General features: G+C 57.1%; 15 protein-coding genes. 10 read left to right on the top strand and 5 right to left on the bottom strand.

Annotation, left to right across the window (positions count from 1 at the left end; genetic code table 11):
• Positions 1–2: 2 nt before the first annotated feature.
• From accB to msrP, 4 genes are all read right to left on the bottom strand, one after another.
• The gene (gene accB / locus RRF55_RS03135; protein WP_002918736.1) at positions 3–470 is read right to left on the bottom strand and encodes an acetyl-CoA carboxylase biotin carboxyl carrier protein; all 468 of its coding nucleotides are present in this window, start codon (positions 468–470) and stop codon (positions 3–5) included.
• Positions 471–492: 22 nt separating this feature from the next.
• Positions 493–945, bottom strand: a complete 453-nt coding sequence (gene aroQ / locus RRF55_RS03130) for a type II 3-dehydroquinate dehydratase (protein ID WP_004174104.1) — start codon at positions 943–945, stop codon at positions 493–495.
• A gap of 223 nt (positions 946–1,168) precedes the next feature.
• A complete protein-coding gene (gene msrQ, locus RRF55_RS03125; protein ID WP_004889547.1) occupies positions 1,169–1,777 on the bottom strand; it encodes a protein-methionine-sulfoxide reductase heme-binding subunit MsrQ in 609 nt (202 codons plus the stop codon).
• Positions 1,777–2,778 (bottom strand): protein-methionine-sulfoxide reductase catalytic subunit MsrP, encoded by a 1,002-nt coding sequence (gene msrP / locus RRF55_RS03120; RefSeq protein WP_064153258.1) that lies wholly within the window; start codon positions 2,776–2,778, stop codon positions 1,777–1,779. The genes msrQ and msrP overlap by 1 nt, the downstream gene beginning before the upstream one ends.
• Positions 2,779–3,006: 228 nt before the next feature.
• Between msrP and RRF55_RS03115 the strand changes: the two genes are divergently transcribed.
• The 9 genes from RRF55_RS03115 (at position 3,007) to tldD (ending at position 15,548) form a co-directional block, all read left to right on the top strand.
• Entirely contained in the window at positions 3,007–3,198 is a 192-nt protein-coding gene (locus RRF55_RS03115) for a hypothetical protein (RefSeq protein ID WP_002918687.1), read from the top strand.
• Positions 3,199–3,277: 79 nt separating this feature from the next.
• On the top strand, positions 3,278–5,218 hold the full coding sequence (gene csrD / locus RRF55_RS03110; RefSeq protein ID WP_004174110.1) for an RNase E specificity factor CsrD: 1,941 nt from the start codon (positions 3,278–3,280) through the stop codon (positions 5,216–5,218).
• Between the two features lie 305 nt (positions 5,219–5,523).
• Positions 5,524–6,567, top strand: a complete 1,044-nt coding sequence (gene mreB, locus RRF55_RS03105) for a rod shape-determining protein MreB (RefSeq protein WP_002918653.1) — start codon at positions 5,524–5,526, stop codon at positions 6,565–6,567.
• Positions 6,568–6,637: 70 nt separating this feature from the next.
• A complete protein-coding gene (gene mreC / locus RRF55_RS03100) occupies positions 6,638–7,630 on the top strand; it encodes a rod shape-determining protein MreC (protein ID WP_004149974.1) in 993 nt (330 codons plus the stop codon).
• Positions 7,630–8,118 carry a rod shape-determining protein MreD gene (mreD, locus tag RRF55_RS03095; protein WP_002918648.1) on the top strand — a complete coding sequence of 163 codons (489 nt, stop codon included), beginning with the start codon at positions 7,630–7,632 and terminating at the stop codon, positions 8,116–8,118. Before mreC ends, mreD begins: the two co-directional genes overlap by 1 nt.
• Before the next feature lie 7 nt (positions 8,119–8,125).
• Positions 8,126–8,707 (top strand): Maf family protein, encoded by a 582-nt coding sequence (locus tag RRF55_RS03090; RefSeq protein ID WP_002918646.1) that lies wholly within the window; start codon positions 8,126–8,128, stop codon positions 8,705–8,707.
• 2 nt (positions 8,708–8,709) lie between these two features.
• Positions 8,710–10,179: a ribonuclease G gene (gene rng / locus RRF55_RS03085; RefSeq protein WP_002918644.1), complete on the top strand. Its 1,470-nt coding sequence runs from the start codon at positions 8,710–8,712 to the stop codon at positions 10,177–10,179.
• Positions 10,180–10,216: 37 nt separating this feature from the next.
• Entirely contained in the window at positions 10,217–14,014 is a 3,798-nt protein-coding gene (gene yhdP / locus RRF55_RS03080) for an AsmA2 domain-containing protein YhdP (protein ID WP_040219101.1), read from the top strand.
• Positions 14,015–14,102: 88 nt separating this feature from the next.
• A complete protein-coding gene (gene tldD, locus RRF55_RS03075; RefSeq protein WP_004144958.1) occupies positions 14,103–15,548 on the top strand; it encodes a metalloprotease TldD in 1,446 nt (481 codons plus the stop codon).
• Positions 15,549–15,583: 35 nt separating this feature from the next.
• On the opposite strand, the gene aaeR is transcribed toward tldD, so the two are convergent.
• Positions 15,584–16,513: an HTH-type transcriptional activator AaeR gene (gene aaeR / locus RRF55_RS03070; RefSeq protein ID WP_002918641.1), complete on the bottom strand. Its 930-nt coding sequence runs from the start codon at positions 16,511–16,513 to the stop codon at positions 15,584–15,586.
• A 131-nt stretch (positions 16,514–16,644) separates the two neighbouring features.
• Between aaeR and aaeX the strand changes: the two genes are divergently transcribed.
• Positions 16,645–16,848, top strand: coding sequence for a p-hydroxybenzoic acid efflux pump operon protein AaeX (aaeX, locus tag RRF55_RS03065; protein ID WP_002918640.1), 204 nt, complete (start codon positions 16,645–16,647; stop codon positions 16,846–16,848).
• Positions 16,849–16,855 lie beyond the last annotated feature (7 nt).

Raw genomic sequence — 16,855 nt, 5'->3', positions numbered from 1 at the left:
CGTTACTCGATAACTACCAGCGGCTCGTCGAATTCTACCGGTTGGCCGCTTTCGATCAGAATGGCTTTCACCACGCCGGCTTTGTCGGCTTCGATCTGGTTCATCATTTTCATCGCTTCGACGATGCACAGGGTGTCGCCCACGTTAACTTTCTGGCCAACTTCCACAAACGCTTTCGCGTCCGGGCTCGGCGTACGATAGAAAGTACCAACCATCGGGGAACGTACGATGTGACCACTGATTTCCGCTTTCGCCGGCGCTTCAGCCGCAGCAGCTGGTGCGGCAGTCGCGGCGGCAGGCGCCTGAGGCTGCATCATCGGCGCAGCATAAGCCTGCTGCATAACCGGATAGCTTGCGGCCGGTGCAGAGCGGCTGATGCGAACAGACTCTTCGCCTTCAGAAATTTCCAGTTCGGAGATACCTGATTCTTCAACCAGCTCGATCAGTTTTTTAATCTTACGAATATCCATGAGTGGGTTCCGTACTCTTTGTTTAGTGTGATTGTGACAGGCGTTTTACCGCCGTCTGTAAAGCGTATGAATAACCATCCGCCCCCAGCCCGCAAATGACGCCAGCGGCGACATCTGACAGATACGAGTGCTGGCGGAAGGGTTCGCGTGCATGCACATTGCTCAGGTGAATCTCGATAAACGGGATGTTCACGGCGAGCAAAGCGTCACGGATTGCTACGCTGGTATGCGTGAACGCGGCCGGATTAATCAGGATATAGTCCACGTTGTCTTTAGCCTGATGAATTCGGTCGATTAACGCATGCTCCGCGTTGGACTGCAGGTGATCCAGACTCACATTCAGCGCCGCCGCTTCAGATGTTAAACGGTTAACAATTTCAGCCAGCGTGAGAGGGCCATACTTCTCAGGCTCGCGGGTACCGAGCATGTTAATGTTTGGACCATTCAAAAGCAAAATGTGAAACTTCACTGCCATTGTGTGGCGATCTCCTGCCATTTTCGGGTAAAAAACAACATATACCTTCAATGCGCCCTTGTCACCTTTTCAGGGTCAGAAAACCCCGTCAGGAAAACCAAAGTCGCACATTATAACGATTTCGTAGCAATTGGCAGCTAAATACTGGTCTTATCAGGGAAGATTATCAACCGCTATCTGAAAAAGAGTCGCGGTTGATAAAGGATCTGCGGGAAACTGCACATTACCGGATTGAGCGCCACCACTGGCGGAACTTCTTGTAACGCCATGTCAATAGCCCCGCTGCCAGCAGGGCATATATAACGGGCTGCGGCGAGACGATCTTCACTGACCACAGGTAGTGTATCGGCGCGAGGATCGCCACCAGATAGACGAAGTTGTGTAAAAGTTGCCAGCGACGCCCCAGTTTTCGCTGCATCGCTTGCGTGGAGGTCACCGCCAGCGCCAGCAGAATCGCCCAGCTGATCATGCCCAATGTCAGATAGGGGCGGGTGATAATCTCCGAGCCCAGCAGCGCCAGATTGTTAATGCCCAGCTCCAGTAGGGTATAGCTGGTCAGGTGCAGCGTCGCCCAGGCAAAACACCATAAACCTAACAGGCGACGAACGCGAATCAATAATGGCTGCTTCGCATAGCGCGCCAGCGGAGAGACCAGCAGCGTCGCCAGCAGAAACTTAAGCGCCATTCTGCCGGTAAAGTGCTGGATATCCTTGGCTGGATCGGCGCTAAAGTAGCCCTGGTGCCCGGCCCAGAATAACCAGACCAGCGGCAAAAACCCCGCAAGGTGAAGTAAAACCTTCAGCCAGACGATCTGTTTGACGGTGAAACGCACTAGAAGTTCTCCCGCAGATTCATGCCGCGATACAGCGACGCCACTTCGTCGGCATAGCCATTAAACAGCAACGTCGGTTGACGCTTCACATCGAGCACGCCGCCGGCGCCGATAAACCGCTCGCTAGCCTGCGACCAGCGGGGGTGATCGACGTGCGGATTGACGTTGGCGAAGAAGCCGTATTCGTCCGGCGCCGCCAGGTTCCAGGTGGTTGGCGGCCGCTCGCGGGTCAGCTCGATACTAACAATGGATTTTATGCCTTTAAAACCGTACTTCCACGGCACGGTCAGGCGGACCGGCGCGCCGTTTTGCGGCGGCAGCGCTTTGCCATACACCCCAACGGTGAGTAGCGTCAGCGGGTGCATCGCTTCATCCAGCCGTAGCCCCTCCACGTAAGGGTAAGCGAGCCCCCCGCCGATAAACCGGTCTTTCTGGCCGGGCATTTGATCCGGAGCATAGAGGGTTTTGAAGGCCACATAGCGCGCGCTGCTGGTGGGCTCCACCAGCGCCAGCAGTTTATGCAGCGGGAAGCCGACCCAGGGGACCACCATCGACCAGGCTTCCACACAGCGCATACGATAAATACGCTCTTCCAGCGGGAAGTGTTTGGTCAGATCGTCATGGTCAAGGGTCAGAGGTTTCGCCACTTCGCCACCGATGGTGAGCGTCCAGGGATCGGTGCGCAGGCTACCCGCGTTCGCCGCCGGATCGGCTTTATCGAGGCCGAATTCATAAAAATTATTGTAACCGGCGACCTTATCTTCCGGGGTAAGCGTCAGATTAGCCTGCCACTCGGCGGGTTTAGCAAACTCCAGGGCCTTGCCCGCCGGGGCCGGCGGGCGGTCATTTCCTTTAAACCAGTCCAGCAGATCGGCCTGCGCGGCGGCGGGAAGCGAAAGCGCCGTCGCGCTGATACCCAGCATTTTCAGCACCTGGCGCCGCTTGAGCATAAAAACGGATTCGGCCGTGACGTCGGCTTCCGTCAGTTTTTTTCTTTTCATGGTGTCCTCCGTCATGCGTTTTCCTAAGCATGACGGAGACGGCGATGAATGGCGAATATGTCACGAAAAATTGCACATTAGGATGAGGAGCCGCCGCCGAAGCAGAGGCGCGGTCGTCCAGGAATCATCGGAAAGTGGCGCAAGATGTTTCCTTTGCCGCGCATGACCCGGCATCTTTAGCAGGGAAAAGAGGGCGGCAAGCAGGCCAAACGGTAAACCGGTAATAATTTGCGTCGCTGGCGCGGGTTTGCCATCCTGCGTCTAAAATTAAAGCGCTTCTGGCGCAGGCCGCAGGCGGGCGACGATTGGCAAATTTTTTCTGCAAACTATACTCGCTATCGGCATACTTTTACCGATAATACGCATTCCATTGCCAGACTCGCCATCTTTGATAGTATGCGTCGCGCTTTAAAAGGTTAATGCTTGCGGCAAGGCGCGCGCCGGCACGGGAGCCTGATGGTTCATCGGGTAGTCATTCACTCGCGGAGTTAACACAGGGATGCGATTAACGACGAAGTTCTCAGCCTTTATTACGCTGCTAACTAGCCTGACCATCTTTGTCACGCTGATTGGCGCTTCGCTGAGTTTTTATAACGGCATTGAGAACAAGGTCGAAAACCGCGTTCAGGCGGTGGCGACCATGCTGGATAACCGGCTCATCACCACCTCTTTCGATAAGCTTGAACCGCAGTTGGATGAGCTGATGACGCCGATCGAGATCGTGCATATCGATTTCATGCTCAACGGCAAACCGCTCTACAGCCATTCCCGACCCGATAGCTATCGCCCGCTCGGCAGCCATGAGCAATTCCGTGAGATCACGGTTCCGTCGCTTAAACATCCTGGCATTACGCTGCATCTGGTCTACGTTGACCCGATGGTGAACTATTTCCGTTCGCTGTCGATCACTGCCCCGCTGTCGATCTCCATTGGCTTCATGGTGGTAATTATTTTCTTCGCCGTCCGCTGGATCCGCCGCCAGCTGGCCGGCCAGGAGCTGCTGGAGGTGCGTTCCACGCGTATCCTGAGCGGCGAGCGCGGGCCGCAGGTGCGCGGGTCGGTCTATGAATGGCCGGCTAGCACCAGTAGCGCGCTGGATATGCTGCTGTCGGAGCTGCAGTTCGCCAGCGATCAGCGCAGCCGGATGGATACGCTTATTCGCTCCTACGCGGCGCAGGATTCGAAAACCGGACTGAATAACCGCCTGTTTTTTGACAATCAGCTGGCCACGCTGCTGGAAGACCAGGAGAAGGTGGGAGCCTACGGCATCGTGATGATGATCCGTCTGCCGGAGTTTGATCTGCTACGGGACAACTGGGGACGGGCGGCGGCCGAAGAACATTACTTTACGCTTATCAACCTGCTCTCTACCTTTATTATGCGTTACCCCGGCGCGCTGTTGGCGCGCTATCACCGTAGCGACTTCGCCGTGCTGCTGCCGCACCGTACGTTGAAAGAGGCGGATAGTATCGCCGGCCTGTTGCTGAAGGCGATGGATGCGCTGCCTCCAACGCGTATCCTCGATCGCGACGATATGATGCATATCGGCATCTGTTCGTTCCGCAGCGGGCAATCGGCGGCGCAGGTGATGGAACATGCGGAAGCGGCGACGCGCAACGCGGTGCTGCAGGGCAGCAACAGCTGGTCGGTCTATGATGACACCCTTCCGGAGAAAGGTCGCGGCAACGTTCGCTGGCGAACGCTGATCGAACAGATGCTGAGCCGCGGCGGGCCGCGGTTGTACCAAAAACCAGCTGTCACCCGCGACGGGCGGGTACATCATCGTGAACTGATGTCGCGGATGTACGACGGTAAAGAAGAGGTGATTGCAGCGGAATACATGCCGATGGTGCTGCAGTTTGGCCTGGCGGAGGAGTATGACCGCCTGCAGGTAACGCGCCTGCTGCCGTTTTTAGGCTTCTGGCCCGAGGAGAATCTGGCGCTCCAACTGTCGGTGGAGTCGCTGATCCGTCCGCGTTTCCAGCGCTGGCTGCGCGATGCCTTGATGCAGTGTGAAAAATCGCAGCGTCAGCGGATTATTTTTGAACTTGCAGAGGCAGATGTTTGTCAATATATCGGCCGTCTGCAGCCGGTTATGCGATTGGTTAACGCTCTGGGCGTTCGGGTGGCAGTGGTTCAGGCGGGGTTAACCCTGGTTGGAACCAGCTGGATCAAGCAGCTGGATGCGGAGCTGATCAAACTGCATCCGGGTCTGGCGCGCAACATCGAAAAGCGCAGCGAGAACCAACTGCTGGTGCAAAGCCTGGTGGAAGCCTGTAAAGGCATGCCTATGCAAGTTTTTGCGACGGGCGTACGCAGCCGCAGCGAGTGGTTGGTACTGTCCCAATGCGGTGTCACGGGCGGGCAGGGGGAATTTTTTGCCGCCTCACAGCCACTTGACACAAATGTGAAAAAATATTCGCAAAGATACTCGGTTTGATCTGCCGTTTAGCGTGATTTCACGTAGAATAACGCGCGCCATCGTGAAGGGGGTGTGCTTGTCTACCTGCCGGATCATCGCAATGTAAATGCCAGTGACCCTCCTTTGACAGGTTACAAATTCAGGCGTGGAGCGCTGCTGAAGATTTCAGCAATGAACGGAGTCGGGAAAATTTGTAACAAAGGAAATGAACTGCACTAATTTTCACCGCAGCAGGTGATTTTTGCGCCTTGTCGCTGCTGCGTGTGGTTGGTAAAGTAAGCGGATTTTGTTTTCCGCCCCAGCTTTCAGGATTATCCCTTAGTATGTTAAAAAAATTTCGTGGCATGTTTTCCAATGACCTGTCCATTGACCTGGGTACCGCGAATACCCTTATTTACGTAAAAGGACAAGGCATCGTATTGAATGAGCCTTCCGTGGTGGCCATTCGTCAGGATCGTGCCGGATCGCCGAAAAGCGTCGCCGCCGTGGGTCATGAAGCGAAGCAGATGCTCGGCCGTACCCCGGGTAATATCGCGGCGATTCGCCCGATGAAGGACGGCGTTATCGCTGACTTCTTCGTGACGGAAAAGATGCTGCAGCACTTTATCAAACAAGTGCACAGCAACAGCTTTATGCGCCCGAGCCCGCGCGTGCTGGTGTGTGTACCGGTTGGCGCAACCCAGGTCGAACGTCGCGCTATTCGTGAATCCGCGCAGGGCGCAGGCGCCCGTGAAGTCTTCCTGATCGAAGAGCCGATGGCGGCAGCGATTGGCGCAGGCTTACCGGTTTCTGAAGCGACCGGCTCCATGGTGGTGGATATCGGTGGCGGTACCACTGAGGTGGCGGTTATCTCCCTGAACGGCGTGGTCTATTCCTCTTCTGTACGTATCGGCGGTGACCGCTTCGACGAAGCCGTTATCAATTACGTGCGTCGTAACTACGGCTCCCTGATCGGTGAAGCGACCGCTGAACGTATCAAGCATGAAATCGGTTCGGCTTACCCGGGCGATGAAGTGCGCGAAATTGAAGTGCGCGGTCGTAACCTGGCGGAAGGCGTGCCACGCGGCTTCACCCTGAACTCAAACGAAATTCTTGAAGCGCTGCAGGAGCCTCTGACCGGCATCGTGAGCGCGGTCATGGTTGCCCTTGAGCAGTGCCCGCCGGAACTGGCGTCTGATATCTCTGAACGCGGGATGGTTCTCACCGGCGGTGGTGCGCTGCTGCGCAACCTGGACCGTCTGTTAATGGAAGAAACCGGTATTCCAGTCGTGGTTGCTGAAGATCCGCTGACCTGCGTAGCGCGTGGCGGCGGCAAGGCGCTGGAGATGATCGACATGCACGGCGGCGACCTGTTTAGCGAAGAGTAGTCAGCCTGAAGGTCCGGGGCGGCATACGAGCTGCCCCTGGTCTTTACTGACACGAGAATACGCATAGCCTATGAAGCCAATTTTTAGCCGTGGCCCCTCGCTACAGATTCGCCTTATTCTGGCGGTGCTGGTGGCGCTTGGCGTGATTATCGCCGACAGCCGCCTGGGTACGTTCAGTCAAATCAGAACGTACATGGATACAGCCGTCAGCCCTTTCTACTTTGTCTCTAATGGTCCTCGGGAACTGCTCGACAGCGTATCGCAGACGCTAGCTACCCGCGACCAGCTCGAACTGGAAAACCGCGCGCTGCGCCAGGAGCTGTTGCTGAAAAACAGCGATCTGCTGATGCTGGGCCAGTACAAGCAGGAGAACGCGCGCCTGCGTGAACTGCTTGGCTCGCCGCTGCGCCAGGACGAGCAAAAAATGGTGACGCAGGTCATCTCAACGGTCAACGACCCTTACAGCGATCAGGTGGTTATTGACAAAGGCAGCGTGAACGGCGTCTATGAAGGCCAGCCGGTTATCAGCGATAAAGGCGTCGTGGGGCAGGTCGTGGCCGTGGCGAAAATGACCAGCCGGGTGCTGCTGATCTGCGATGCCACTCATGCGCTGCCGATCCAGGTTCTGCGTAACGACATTCGCGTCATTGCCGCCGGTAACGGCTGCACGGACGATCTCCAGCTTGAGCATCTGCCGGCGAATACCGATATTCGCGTCGGCGACGTGCTGGTGACCTCCGGTCTCGGCGGTCGTTTCCCTGAAGGGTATCCGGTTGGGGTAGTCTCCTCGGTGAAACTGGACACCCAGCGCGCCTATACCGTGATTCAGGCGCGTCCGACGGCCGGGCTGCAGCGCTTGCGCTATCTGTTGCTGCTGTGGGGCGCCGATCGTAATGGCGCTAACCCGATGACCCCGGAAGAGGTTCATCGGGTGGCTAACGAACGTCTGATGCAGATGATGCCGCAGGTACTGCCTGCGCCGGATGCGATGGGGCCGCAGATGCCGGCGCCCGCCACCGGGTTGACGCCGCCTCAGCCGTCGCAGCCTGCAGGGGGGCAATAGTGGCAAGTTACCGTAGCCAGGGACGCTGGGTTATCTGGCTCTCGTTTCTTATCGCGCTATTGCTGCAAATTATGCCCTGGCCGGCGGACATCAGCGTTTTCCGGCCCAACTGGGTATTATTGATCCTGCTGTACTGGATCCTCGCGTTGCCGCACCGGGTAAACGTGGGGACGGGTTTCGTGATGGGGGCTATTCTTGATCTCATCAGCGGTTCAACGCTCGGCGTTCGCGCGCTGTCTTTAAGCATCGTCGCCTATCTGGTCGCGCTGAAGTATCAGCTGTTCCGTAACCTGGCGCTGTGGCAGCAGGCGCTGGTGGTAATGCTGTTATCCCTGGCCGTGGATATCATTGTTTTCTGGGCAGAGTTTTTAGTGATCAACGTCTCTTTCCGTCCGGAAGTATTCTGGAGTAGTGTAGTAAACGGCATCCTCTGGCCATGGCTCTTCCTGCTGATGCGTAAAGTGCGTCAGCAATTTGCAGTGCAATAAGGTTGATATGACAACTCTGTATCTCGCTTCTGGTTCCCCGCGTCGGCAGGAACTGCTGACTCAGCTTGGTCTCGCTTTCGAGCGTCTGGTTCCTGGTATCGAGGAGCAGCGCCAGCCGCAGGAGAGCGCCCAGCACTATGTCGTCCGCCTGGCGCGCGAAAAAGCGCAGGCCGGGGTGGCGATGGCCACCCGCGATTTGCCGGTGCTGGGAGCGGATACGATTGTCATTTTGAACGGCGAAGTGCTGGAAAAACCGCGCGACGCCGAACACGCTGCAGCGATGCTGCGTTTGCTTTCCGGCCACACCCATCAGGTCATGACCGCGGTGGCGCTGGCGGATAAGCAGCAAACGCTGGACTGTCTGGTGGTCACGGAAGTGACCTTCCGGCGGCTCAGCGAGCAGGATATCGCCGATTATGTGGCCAGCGGCGAGCCTTTAGATAAAGCAGGTGCATACGGTATTCAAGGGTTGGGTGGTTGCTTCGTCAGGAAGATTAATGGCAGCTATCACGCCGTAGTCGGCTTACCGCTGGTGGAAACGTATGAGTTGCTCAGTAACTTTAACTCACTGCGTAAAGGAAAGGGATAAAGATGACGGCTGAATTATTAGTTAACGTAACGCCATCCGAAACGCGCGTTGCGTATATTGATGGCGGTATTCTGCAGGAAATCCATATTGAGCGTGAAGCGCGACGTGGAATAGTAGGCAATATCTACAAAGGTCGTGTTAGCCGAGTGCTGCCGGGAATGCAGGCGGCTTTTGTAGATATTGGTCTGGATAAGGCGGCGTTCCTTCACGCCTCCGATATCATGCCGCATACCGAGTGCGTCGCCGGTGAGGAGCAAAAGCAGTTTACCGTGCGCGATATTTCGGAGCTGGTGCGCCAGGGCCAGGACCTGATGGTCCAGGTGGTTAAAGATCCGCTGGGTACCAAAGGCGCGCGTCTGACCACCGATATTACCCTGCCTTCCCGCTATCTGGTCTTTATGCCAGGCGCCTCCCACGTGGGGGTCTCTCAGCGGATTGAAAGCGAAGCCGAGCGCGAGCGCCTAAAAAAGGTCGTCGCAGAATATTGCGATGAGCAGGGCGGGTTTATCATTCGCACCGCTGCGGAAGGCGTTCACGAGCAGGAGATGGCCGCCGATGCCGCTTATCTTAAGCGCGTATGGACCAAGGTGATGGAGCGCAAAAAGCGCAACCAGACCCGCTATCAGCTGTATGGCGAGCTGGCTCTGGCCCAGCGCGTGCTGCGTGATTTTGCCGATGCGCAACTGGATCGCATTCGCGTCGACTCGCGCCTGACCTATGAGGCGTTGCTCGAATTCACCGCCGAATATATCCCGGAAATGACCAGCAAGCTGGAACACTACAGCGGCCGTCAGCCGATATTCGATCTCTTTGACGTTGAGAACGAAATTCAGCGCGCGCTGGAGCGTAAAGTCGAGCTCAAATCGGGGGGCTATCTGATCATCGACCAGACCGAGGCGATGACCACCATCGATATCAACACCGGGGCCTTTGTCGGGCACCGCAATCTTGACGATACGATCTTCAATACCAACATCGAAGCCACCCAGGCGATAGCCCGCCAGCTACGTTTGCGTAATCTCGGCGGCATTATCATCATTGATTTCATAGACATGAACAATGAAGATCACCGTCGACGGGTGTTGCACTCTTTAGAGCAGGCGCTGAGTAAAGATCGGGTGAAGACCAGCATTAACGGCTTCTCCCAGCTGGGCCTGGTGGAGATGACCCGTAAACGCACCCGTGAAAGCGTGGAGCATGTGCTGTGCAACGAGTGCCCAACCTGCCACGGACGTGGAACGGTAAAGTCGGTGGAAACGGTGTGCTATGAGATTATGCGTGAGATCGTCCGCGTACATCATGCTTATGATTCCGATCGCTTCCTGGTCTATGCTTCCCCTGCGGTGGCGGAAACCCTGAAAGGGGAAGAGTCGCATGCGCTGGCGGAAGTGGAAATCTTTGTCGGCAAACAGGTGAAGGTACAAATTGAGCCGCTCTATAATCAAGAGCAGTTCGATGTGGTTATGATGTAAGACACCGCGTCATTGTGCGGCTGACAAGGAGAGAGGCGTGAGGCGACTGCCCGGGATTTTATTGCTCACCGTGGCAACATTGATTGTTATCGTCGCGCTGCTGGTGAGTGGCTTGCGTCTCGTGTTGCCACAGCTCGACGCCTGGCGTCCGCAGCTGCTGGAGAAGATCTCCACCCTCACCGGTACGCCGGTGGACGCCTCGCAGATCACCGCCAGCTGGCAGACTTTTGGTCCGACGTTAGACGCCCGCGATATCCATGTCGGGCTGAAAGATGGCGGCACAATGGCGGTCAAGCGCGTAACCCTGGCGCTGGATGTCTGGCAGAGCCTGCTGCATATGCGCTGGCAGTTCCGCGACCTCACCTTCTGGCAGCTGCAGGTCCATACCAATACCCCTATTCAGACCAATGACGGTGGCGAAAGCCTGAAAACCGACCGCATCAGCGATCTCTTTTTACGTCAGTTCGATCACTTTACTCTGCGCGACAGCCATCTGAGCTTCCTGACCCTTTCCGGTCAGCGGGCGGAGCTGGCGGTTCCGCAGCTGACATGGCTTAACGGCAGGAACCGTCATCGCGCCGAGGGGCAGCTCAGCCTCTCTAGCCTCACCGGCCAGCATGGCGTCATGCAGGTGCGGATGGATCTTCGCGATGAGGATGGCCTGCTGAATAAAGGCCGGGTCTGGCTGCAGGCGGATGATATCGACGTCAAACCGTGGCTGGGACGCTGGATGCAGGACAATATCGCCCTGAAAAGCGCCCGCTTCAGCCTCGAAGGCTGGATGACCATTGAAAAAGGCGATGTGGCCAGCGGCGACGTATGGCTGAAAAAAGGGGGCGCCAGCTGGCAGGGCGATAACGAAGTCCATCATTTGTCGGTGGATAACCTGACGGCGCATCTCTCCCATGATAAGCAAAGCTGGGCCTTTTATATTCCCGACACGCGGATCGCTATCGATGATAAACCCTGGCCAAGCGGAGCCCTGGCGATGGCGTGGATCCCGGCGCAGGACGTTGGTGGCGACGATCGTCAGCGTAGCGATGAGTTACGTATTCGCGCCAGCAATTTGGCCCTCAGCGGCCTGAGCGGGTTACAGCCGTTTGCTGATAAGCTGGCGCCTTCTCTGGGCGAACTCTGGCGAACCACGCAGCCTGGCGGCAAAATCAATTTGCTGGCTCTCGATATCCCCCTGCAGGCGACGGAGAAAACGCGTTTTCAGGCGCAGTGGAGCGATCTGGCGTGGAAGCAGTGGAAACTCCTGCCTGGGGCAGAGCACTTCTCCGGCAGTCTGAATGGCAGCGTTGAGCACGGGGAATTACGCGCCCATATGGCGAAGGCGCTGATGCCGTATGCCGGCGTCTTCCGCGCGCCGCTGGAGATAGCCGCTGGCGAAGCCACGCTCAGTTGGGTGAAAAACGACAAAGGGTTTATGCTTGATGGCCGCGATATAGACGTGCAGGCGACAGGCGTACGCGCCCGCGGCGGCTTCCGCTATCTGCAACCGCAGGGGGACGATCCCTGGCTGGGCATTCTGGCGGGCATCAGCACCAATGACGGTGGCCAGGCATGGCGTTATTTCCCGGAAAATCTGATGGGCAAAGCGCTGGTGGACTATCTGAGCGGCGCGATTAAAGCGGGGCAAGCCAGCGATGCGACGCTGGTGTATGGCGGCAATCCGCATCTATTCCCTTATCCGCATAATGAAGGCCAATTCCAGGTTTATGTTCCGCTGAAGAACGCCACTTTTGCCTTCCAACCGGACTGGCCGGCGCTAACCGGGCTGAATATCGACCTCAATTTTATCAACAACGGCCTGTGGATGCGGGCGGATAAAGCGATGCTTGGCAACGTGACCGCCAGCAATCTCGATGCCGCGATCCCGGACTATGCGCAGGAAAAACTGCTGATTGATGCCGATATCAAAGGCCCGGGAAAAGAGGTTGGACCTTACTTTAATACTACGCCGCTGAAAGAGTCGCTCGGGGCGGCGCTGGATTCCCTGCAGCTGGATGGGGATGTGAGCGCTCGCTTACATCTGAATATCCCCCTCGACGGCGAGATGACCACCGCGAAAGGCGATGTGCGCCTGCAGAATAATAGCCTGTTTATCAAACCGTTAGATACTACGCTGCAGAACCTGAGCGGTAATTTCAGCTTTGTGAATGGCGATCTCAATAGTCAAACGTTGAGCGCGACCTGGTTTAATCAGCCGCTGAACCTCAATTTTTCCACCCGCGAAGGTGAAAAAGCGTTTCTGGTGGATGTCGGGATGAATGCCAACTGGCAGCCGTCGCGCACCGGGCTGCTGCCGAAAGCCGTGAGTGAGGCGTTGAGCGGTAGCGTCCCGTGGGATGGCAAGGTCGCCATCGAACTGCCGTACCATGGCAATGCCAGCTATAAGGTCGATATCAACGGCGATCTGAAGAATGTGAGCAGTCGCTTACCTTCGCCAGTCAGTAAGCCCGCCGGCGAACCCCTTCCGGTCAAAATTAACGTCGCCGGCGGCCTGAGCAGCTTCGACCTGACCGGCTCCGTCGGGGCGAAGAATCATATTAACAGCCGCTGGTTGCTCAATCATAAGCTGACGCTGGATAGAGCGATCCTTACCACTGACAGCAAAGGGCACTCTCCGCTGCCCGATCAGCCCGGTATCGAGCTCAATCTGCCGCCGATAGATGGCGCGCAGTGGCTGGCGCTCTTCGAGAACGGCGCGGCAAATGAAGTGAGCAGCAGCGTGCTCTTTCCACCGCGCATTGTGCTGCGTACGCCGTCGCTGGCCCTTGCGGGGCAACAGTGGAACAACGTCAGTCTGATGTCCCAGCCGGTCGCCGGCGGCTCGCAGGTTGAGGCGCAGGGGCGTGAGATCAATGCCACATTGACGATGCGCGACAATGCTCCGTGGCTGGCAAATGTGCGTTATCTCTATTTCAATCCGGCCAGCGCCAGCGGCCAGAACGCAACAGAGAATGTGGCCCCCCAGACGGCGACGCGGCTGGATTTCCATGGCTGGCCCGATCTGCAGCTACGCTGCGCGGAATGCTGGCTGTGGGGACAAAAATATGGCCGCATCGATGGGGATGTGGCGATCGAAGGGGATACCTTAACGCTCTCCAACGGCCTGGTGGATACCGGGTTTGGCCGGCTGACGACCAACGGCGTGTGGGTGAACGCCCCTTCAGGGGTTCGAACCTCGCTGAAAGGCAGACTGCACGGCAATAAGACGGATGCATTTGCGGATTTCTTTGGCGTCTCCACGCCGGTGAAGGATTCGCCGTTTGATATCGACTACGATCTGCACTGGCGCGCGCCGCCCTGGTCACCCGATGTCGCGTCGCTCAATGGCATCATTAAAAGCCACCTGGGCAAGGGGCAGTTTACCGACCTGAGTACCGGGCACGCTGGCCAGCTGCTGCGTCTGCTGAGTGTGGATGCCCTGCTGCGTAAACTGCGTTTCGATTTCAGCGATACCTTCAGCGAAGGCTTTTACTTTGATTCGATTAACAGTACGGCATGGATTAAGGATGGCGTACTGCATACCGATGATACGCTGGTAGATGGCCTTGAAGCGGATATTGCTATGAAAGGGTCGGTCGATCTGGTGCGTCGCCAGCTGGATCTGCAGGCGGTGGTGGCGCCGGAGATCTCCGCGACCGTCGGCGTGGCGGCGGCCTTTGCCGTCAACCCCATCGTCGGCGCGGCGGTATTTGCCGCCAGCAAAGTGCTGGGTCCGCTGTGGAATAAAGTTTCGATTCTGCGCTACCGCATCACCGGCCCAATTGACCAGCCGCAGATCAATGAAGTGCTGCGCCAGGCGCGCAGCAATAAAAAGCAATGATTTGACGATTGCCGGGAATTGCCGCAATCTCAATAGATAGCCTTCTGTATTTCCGCCTGTCAGGCGGCAACAAACGAGTAGCATAACGATGAGTCTGAACCTGGTAAGTGAACAATTACTGTCGGCAAATGGCCTGAATCATCAGGACCTGTTTGCCATTCTTGGTCAACTGACCGAGCGCCGCCTCGATTACGGCGATCTCTATTTTCAGTCGAGCTATCACGAATCCTGGGTTCTGGAAGACAGCATCATTAAAGATGGGTCGTACAATATCGACCAGGGCGTAGGCGTGCGCGCCGTCAGCGGCGAAAAAACGGGCTTTGCCTACGCCGATCAGATCAGCAAACTGGCGCTGGAGCAGAGCGCCCAGGCGGCGCGGACCATTGTGCGCGACACCGGCAATGGCAAAGTGCAGACCCTCGGCGCCGTAGAGCATCGTGCCCTGTACACCAGCATCGACCCGCTGCAGAGTATGACCCGGGAAGAGAAGCTGGATATTCTGCGCCGGGTAGACAAAGTCGCCCGGGCGGCGGACCAGCGGGTGCAGGAGGTTTCAGCCAGCCTGAGCGGGGTGTATGAGCTGATCCTGGTCGCCGCCACCGATGGCACTCTGGCCGCCGACGTTCGTCCGCTGGTTCGTCTTTCCGTCAGCGTGCTGGTGGAAGAGGATGGCAAGCGTGAGCGCGGCAGCAGCGGTGGTGGCGGGCGTTTTGGTTATGACTATTTCCTCGCCTCCCAGGAGGGCGACGTGCGGGCCGATGCCTGGGCGAAAGAAGCGGTGCGCATGGCGCTGGTCAACCTCTCGGCGGTCGCCGCCCCTGCGGGGATGCTGCCAGTGGTGCTCGGCGCCGGCTGGCCTGGCGTCCTGCTGCATGAAGCGGTCGGCCATGGGCTGGAAGGCGATTTCAACCGGCGTGGCACCTCGGTCTTTAGCGGCCATATGGGGGAATTAGTCGCCTCTGAGCTGTGCACCGTAGTGGATGACGGCACCATCGCCGATCGCCGTGGCTCGGTGGCCATTGATGACGAAGGGACGCCGGGGCAATACAACGTGCTAATCGAAAACGGCATTCTGAAAGGCTATATGCAGGATAAACTCAACGCGCGCCTGATGGGCGTCGCACCGACCGGCAATGGCCGACGTGAGTCGTATGCCCATCTGCCGATGCCGCGTATGACCAACACCTATATGCTGGCGGGCCAGTCAACGCCACAGGAGATTATCGAATCGGTCGACTACGGTATCTTTGCGCCTAACTTCGGCGGCGGGCAGGTGGATATCACCTCCGGTAAATTCGTCTTCTCCACTTCCGAGGCCTATCTGATCGAAAAAGGGAAGGTCACGAAGGCGGTGAAAGGGGCCACGCTGATTGGCTCCGGCATTGAGACCATGCAACAGATTTCGATGGTGGGCAACGACCTGCGCCTGGATAACGGCGTCGGCGTCTGTGGCAAAGAGGGCCAGAGCGTGCCGGTGGGCGTCGGCCAGCCGACCCTGAAGGTCGATAACCTTACCGTCGGCGGCACCGCCTGAGCCTGACCTGGTTCCCGGCGCTGCCGGGAACCGCTTCACCGGGCGATCCCGCGCCCGTGCATGCCCTGATAGATCTTCGCCACGTCGACAAAATACTCCGTCAGATAGTTGATACAGACCTGCACTTTCAGCGGCAGTTTATCCTTTTCCGTATACAGGGCGTAGACCGGTCGCGGATCGGACTGATAGCTGGGCAGCAGGATCTCAAGCTCACCGCGGTTGATCTCTTCGATCGCCCACATTAAGGGTACATAGGCGATACCCACCCCGGCGGTCAGCCAGCGCACCAGCGTCATAGGGTCGTTGGTCACGAAGCGCCCCTGCGGGGTCAGGCGGGTCGAGATCCCTTCCGGCGCGATAATGACAAACTCATTGTCCGGCCGCACGCTATATTCCAGCCAGGCATGTCCGGCAAGGTCGGCCGGTTTCTCTGGATTGCCAGCCTGCGCCAGATAGCTTTTAGCGGCGCATAATACCATCGGCATTGAGCCCAGGCGGCGGGAAAAAAGGCTGGAATCCTGCAGGGCGCCCACGCGGATCACCACGTCAAGGCCGTCGGCGATCAGGTCTGGCGCAGGTATGCCGGTGACCAGATTAACAGAGAGCCCAGGGTATTCTTTGAGCATTTTCGCCGTTATGCGCGCCAGAACATTCTGTGCCATAGTTGAAGAGCAGCCGATGCGCAGCGTCCCGATGGGGGTATTGTTAAATGCGTATAATTGCTCATGGACATCCTGCGCTTCAAACAGCATCCTACGGCAGCCCTGGTAATAGATTTTACCTGCTTCAGTTAAGCCAAGGCTGCGGGTGCTGCGGTTGAGCAGCTTTACCTGCAGTTCATCTTCCAGTTTGGCGACGGTCTGACTGATCGAGGAAACGCTCATCTGAAGCTGGCGGGCCGCTGCGGTGAATGAACCTAATTCGACCACTTTGGCGAAAACGGACATGCGTTTTAATCGTTCCATTATTCACTCTGGCTTAAAAGTGATTTAGATCACACATTGTAGATAATGCGGCAATCGTTACGTTAATATATTGTTAGCTACATAATAAACGCATCTGCTCACTACCTGTACGCTTCTTATTCAAGGTCATCATGAGTCTGTTTCCTGTCATCGTGATTTTCGGCTTATCGTTTCCGCCGATCTTCTTCGAGTTGCTTTTGTCGCTGGCTATCTTTTGGCTGGTGCACCGACTGCTGGTTCCGACCGGCATTTACGATTTTGTCTGGCACCCAGCACTGTTTAATACGGCGCTCTATTGCTGCCTTTTTTATTTGATATCGCGCTTGTTCGTTTGAGGTTGAT

The sequence above is a fragment of the Klebsiella sp. K47 genome (assembly GCF_051858335.1).
GTDB lineage: Bacteria > Pseudomonadota > Gammaproteobacteria > Enterobacterales > Enterobacteriaceae > Klebsiella > Klebsiella pneumoniae.
Note: the sequence above shows the minus strand (reverse complement) of the source record. Positions and strands in the feature narration are given on the sequence as shown.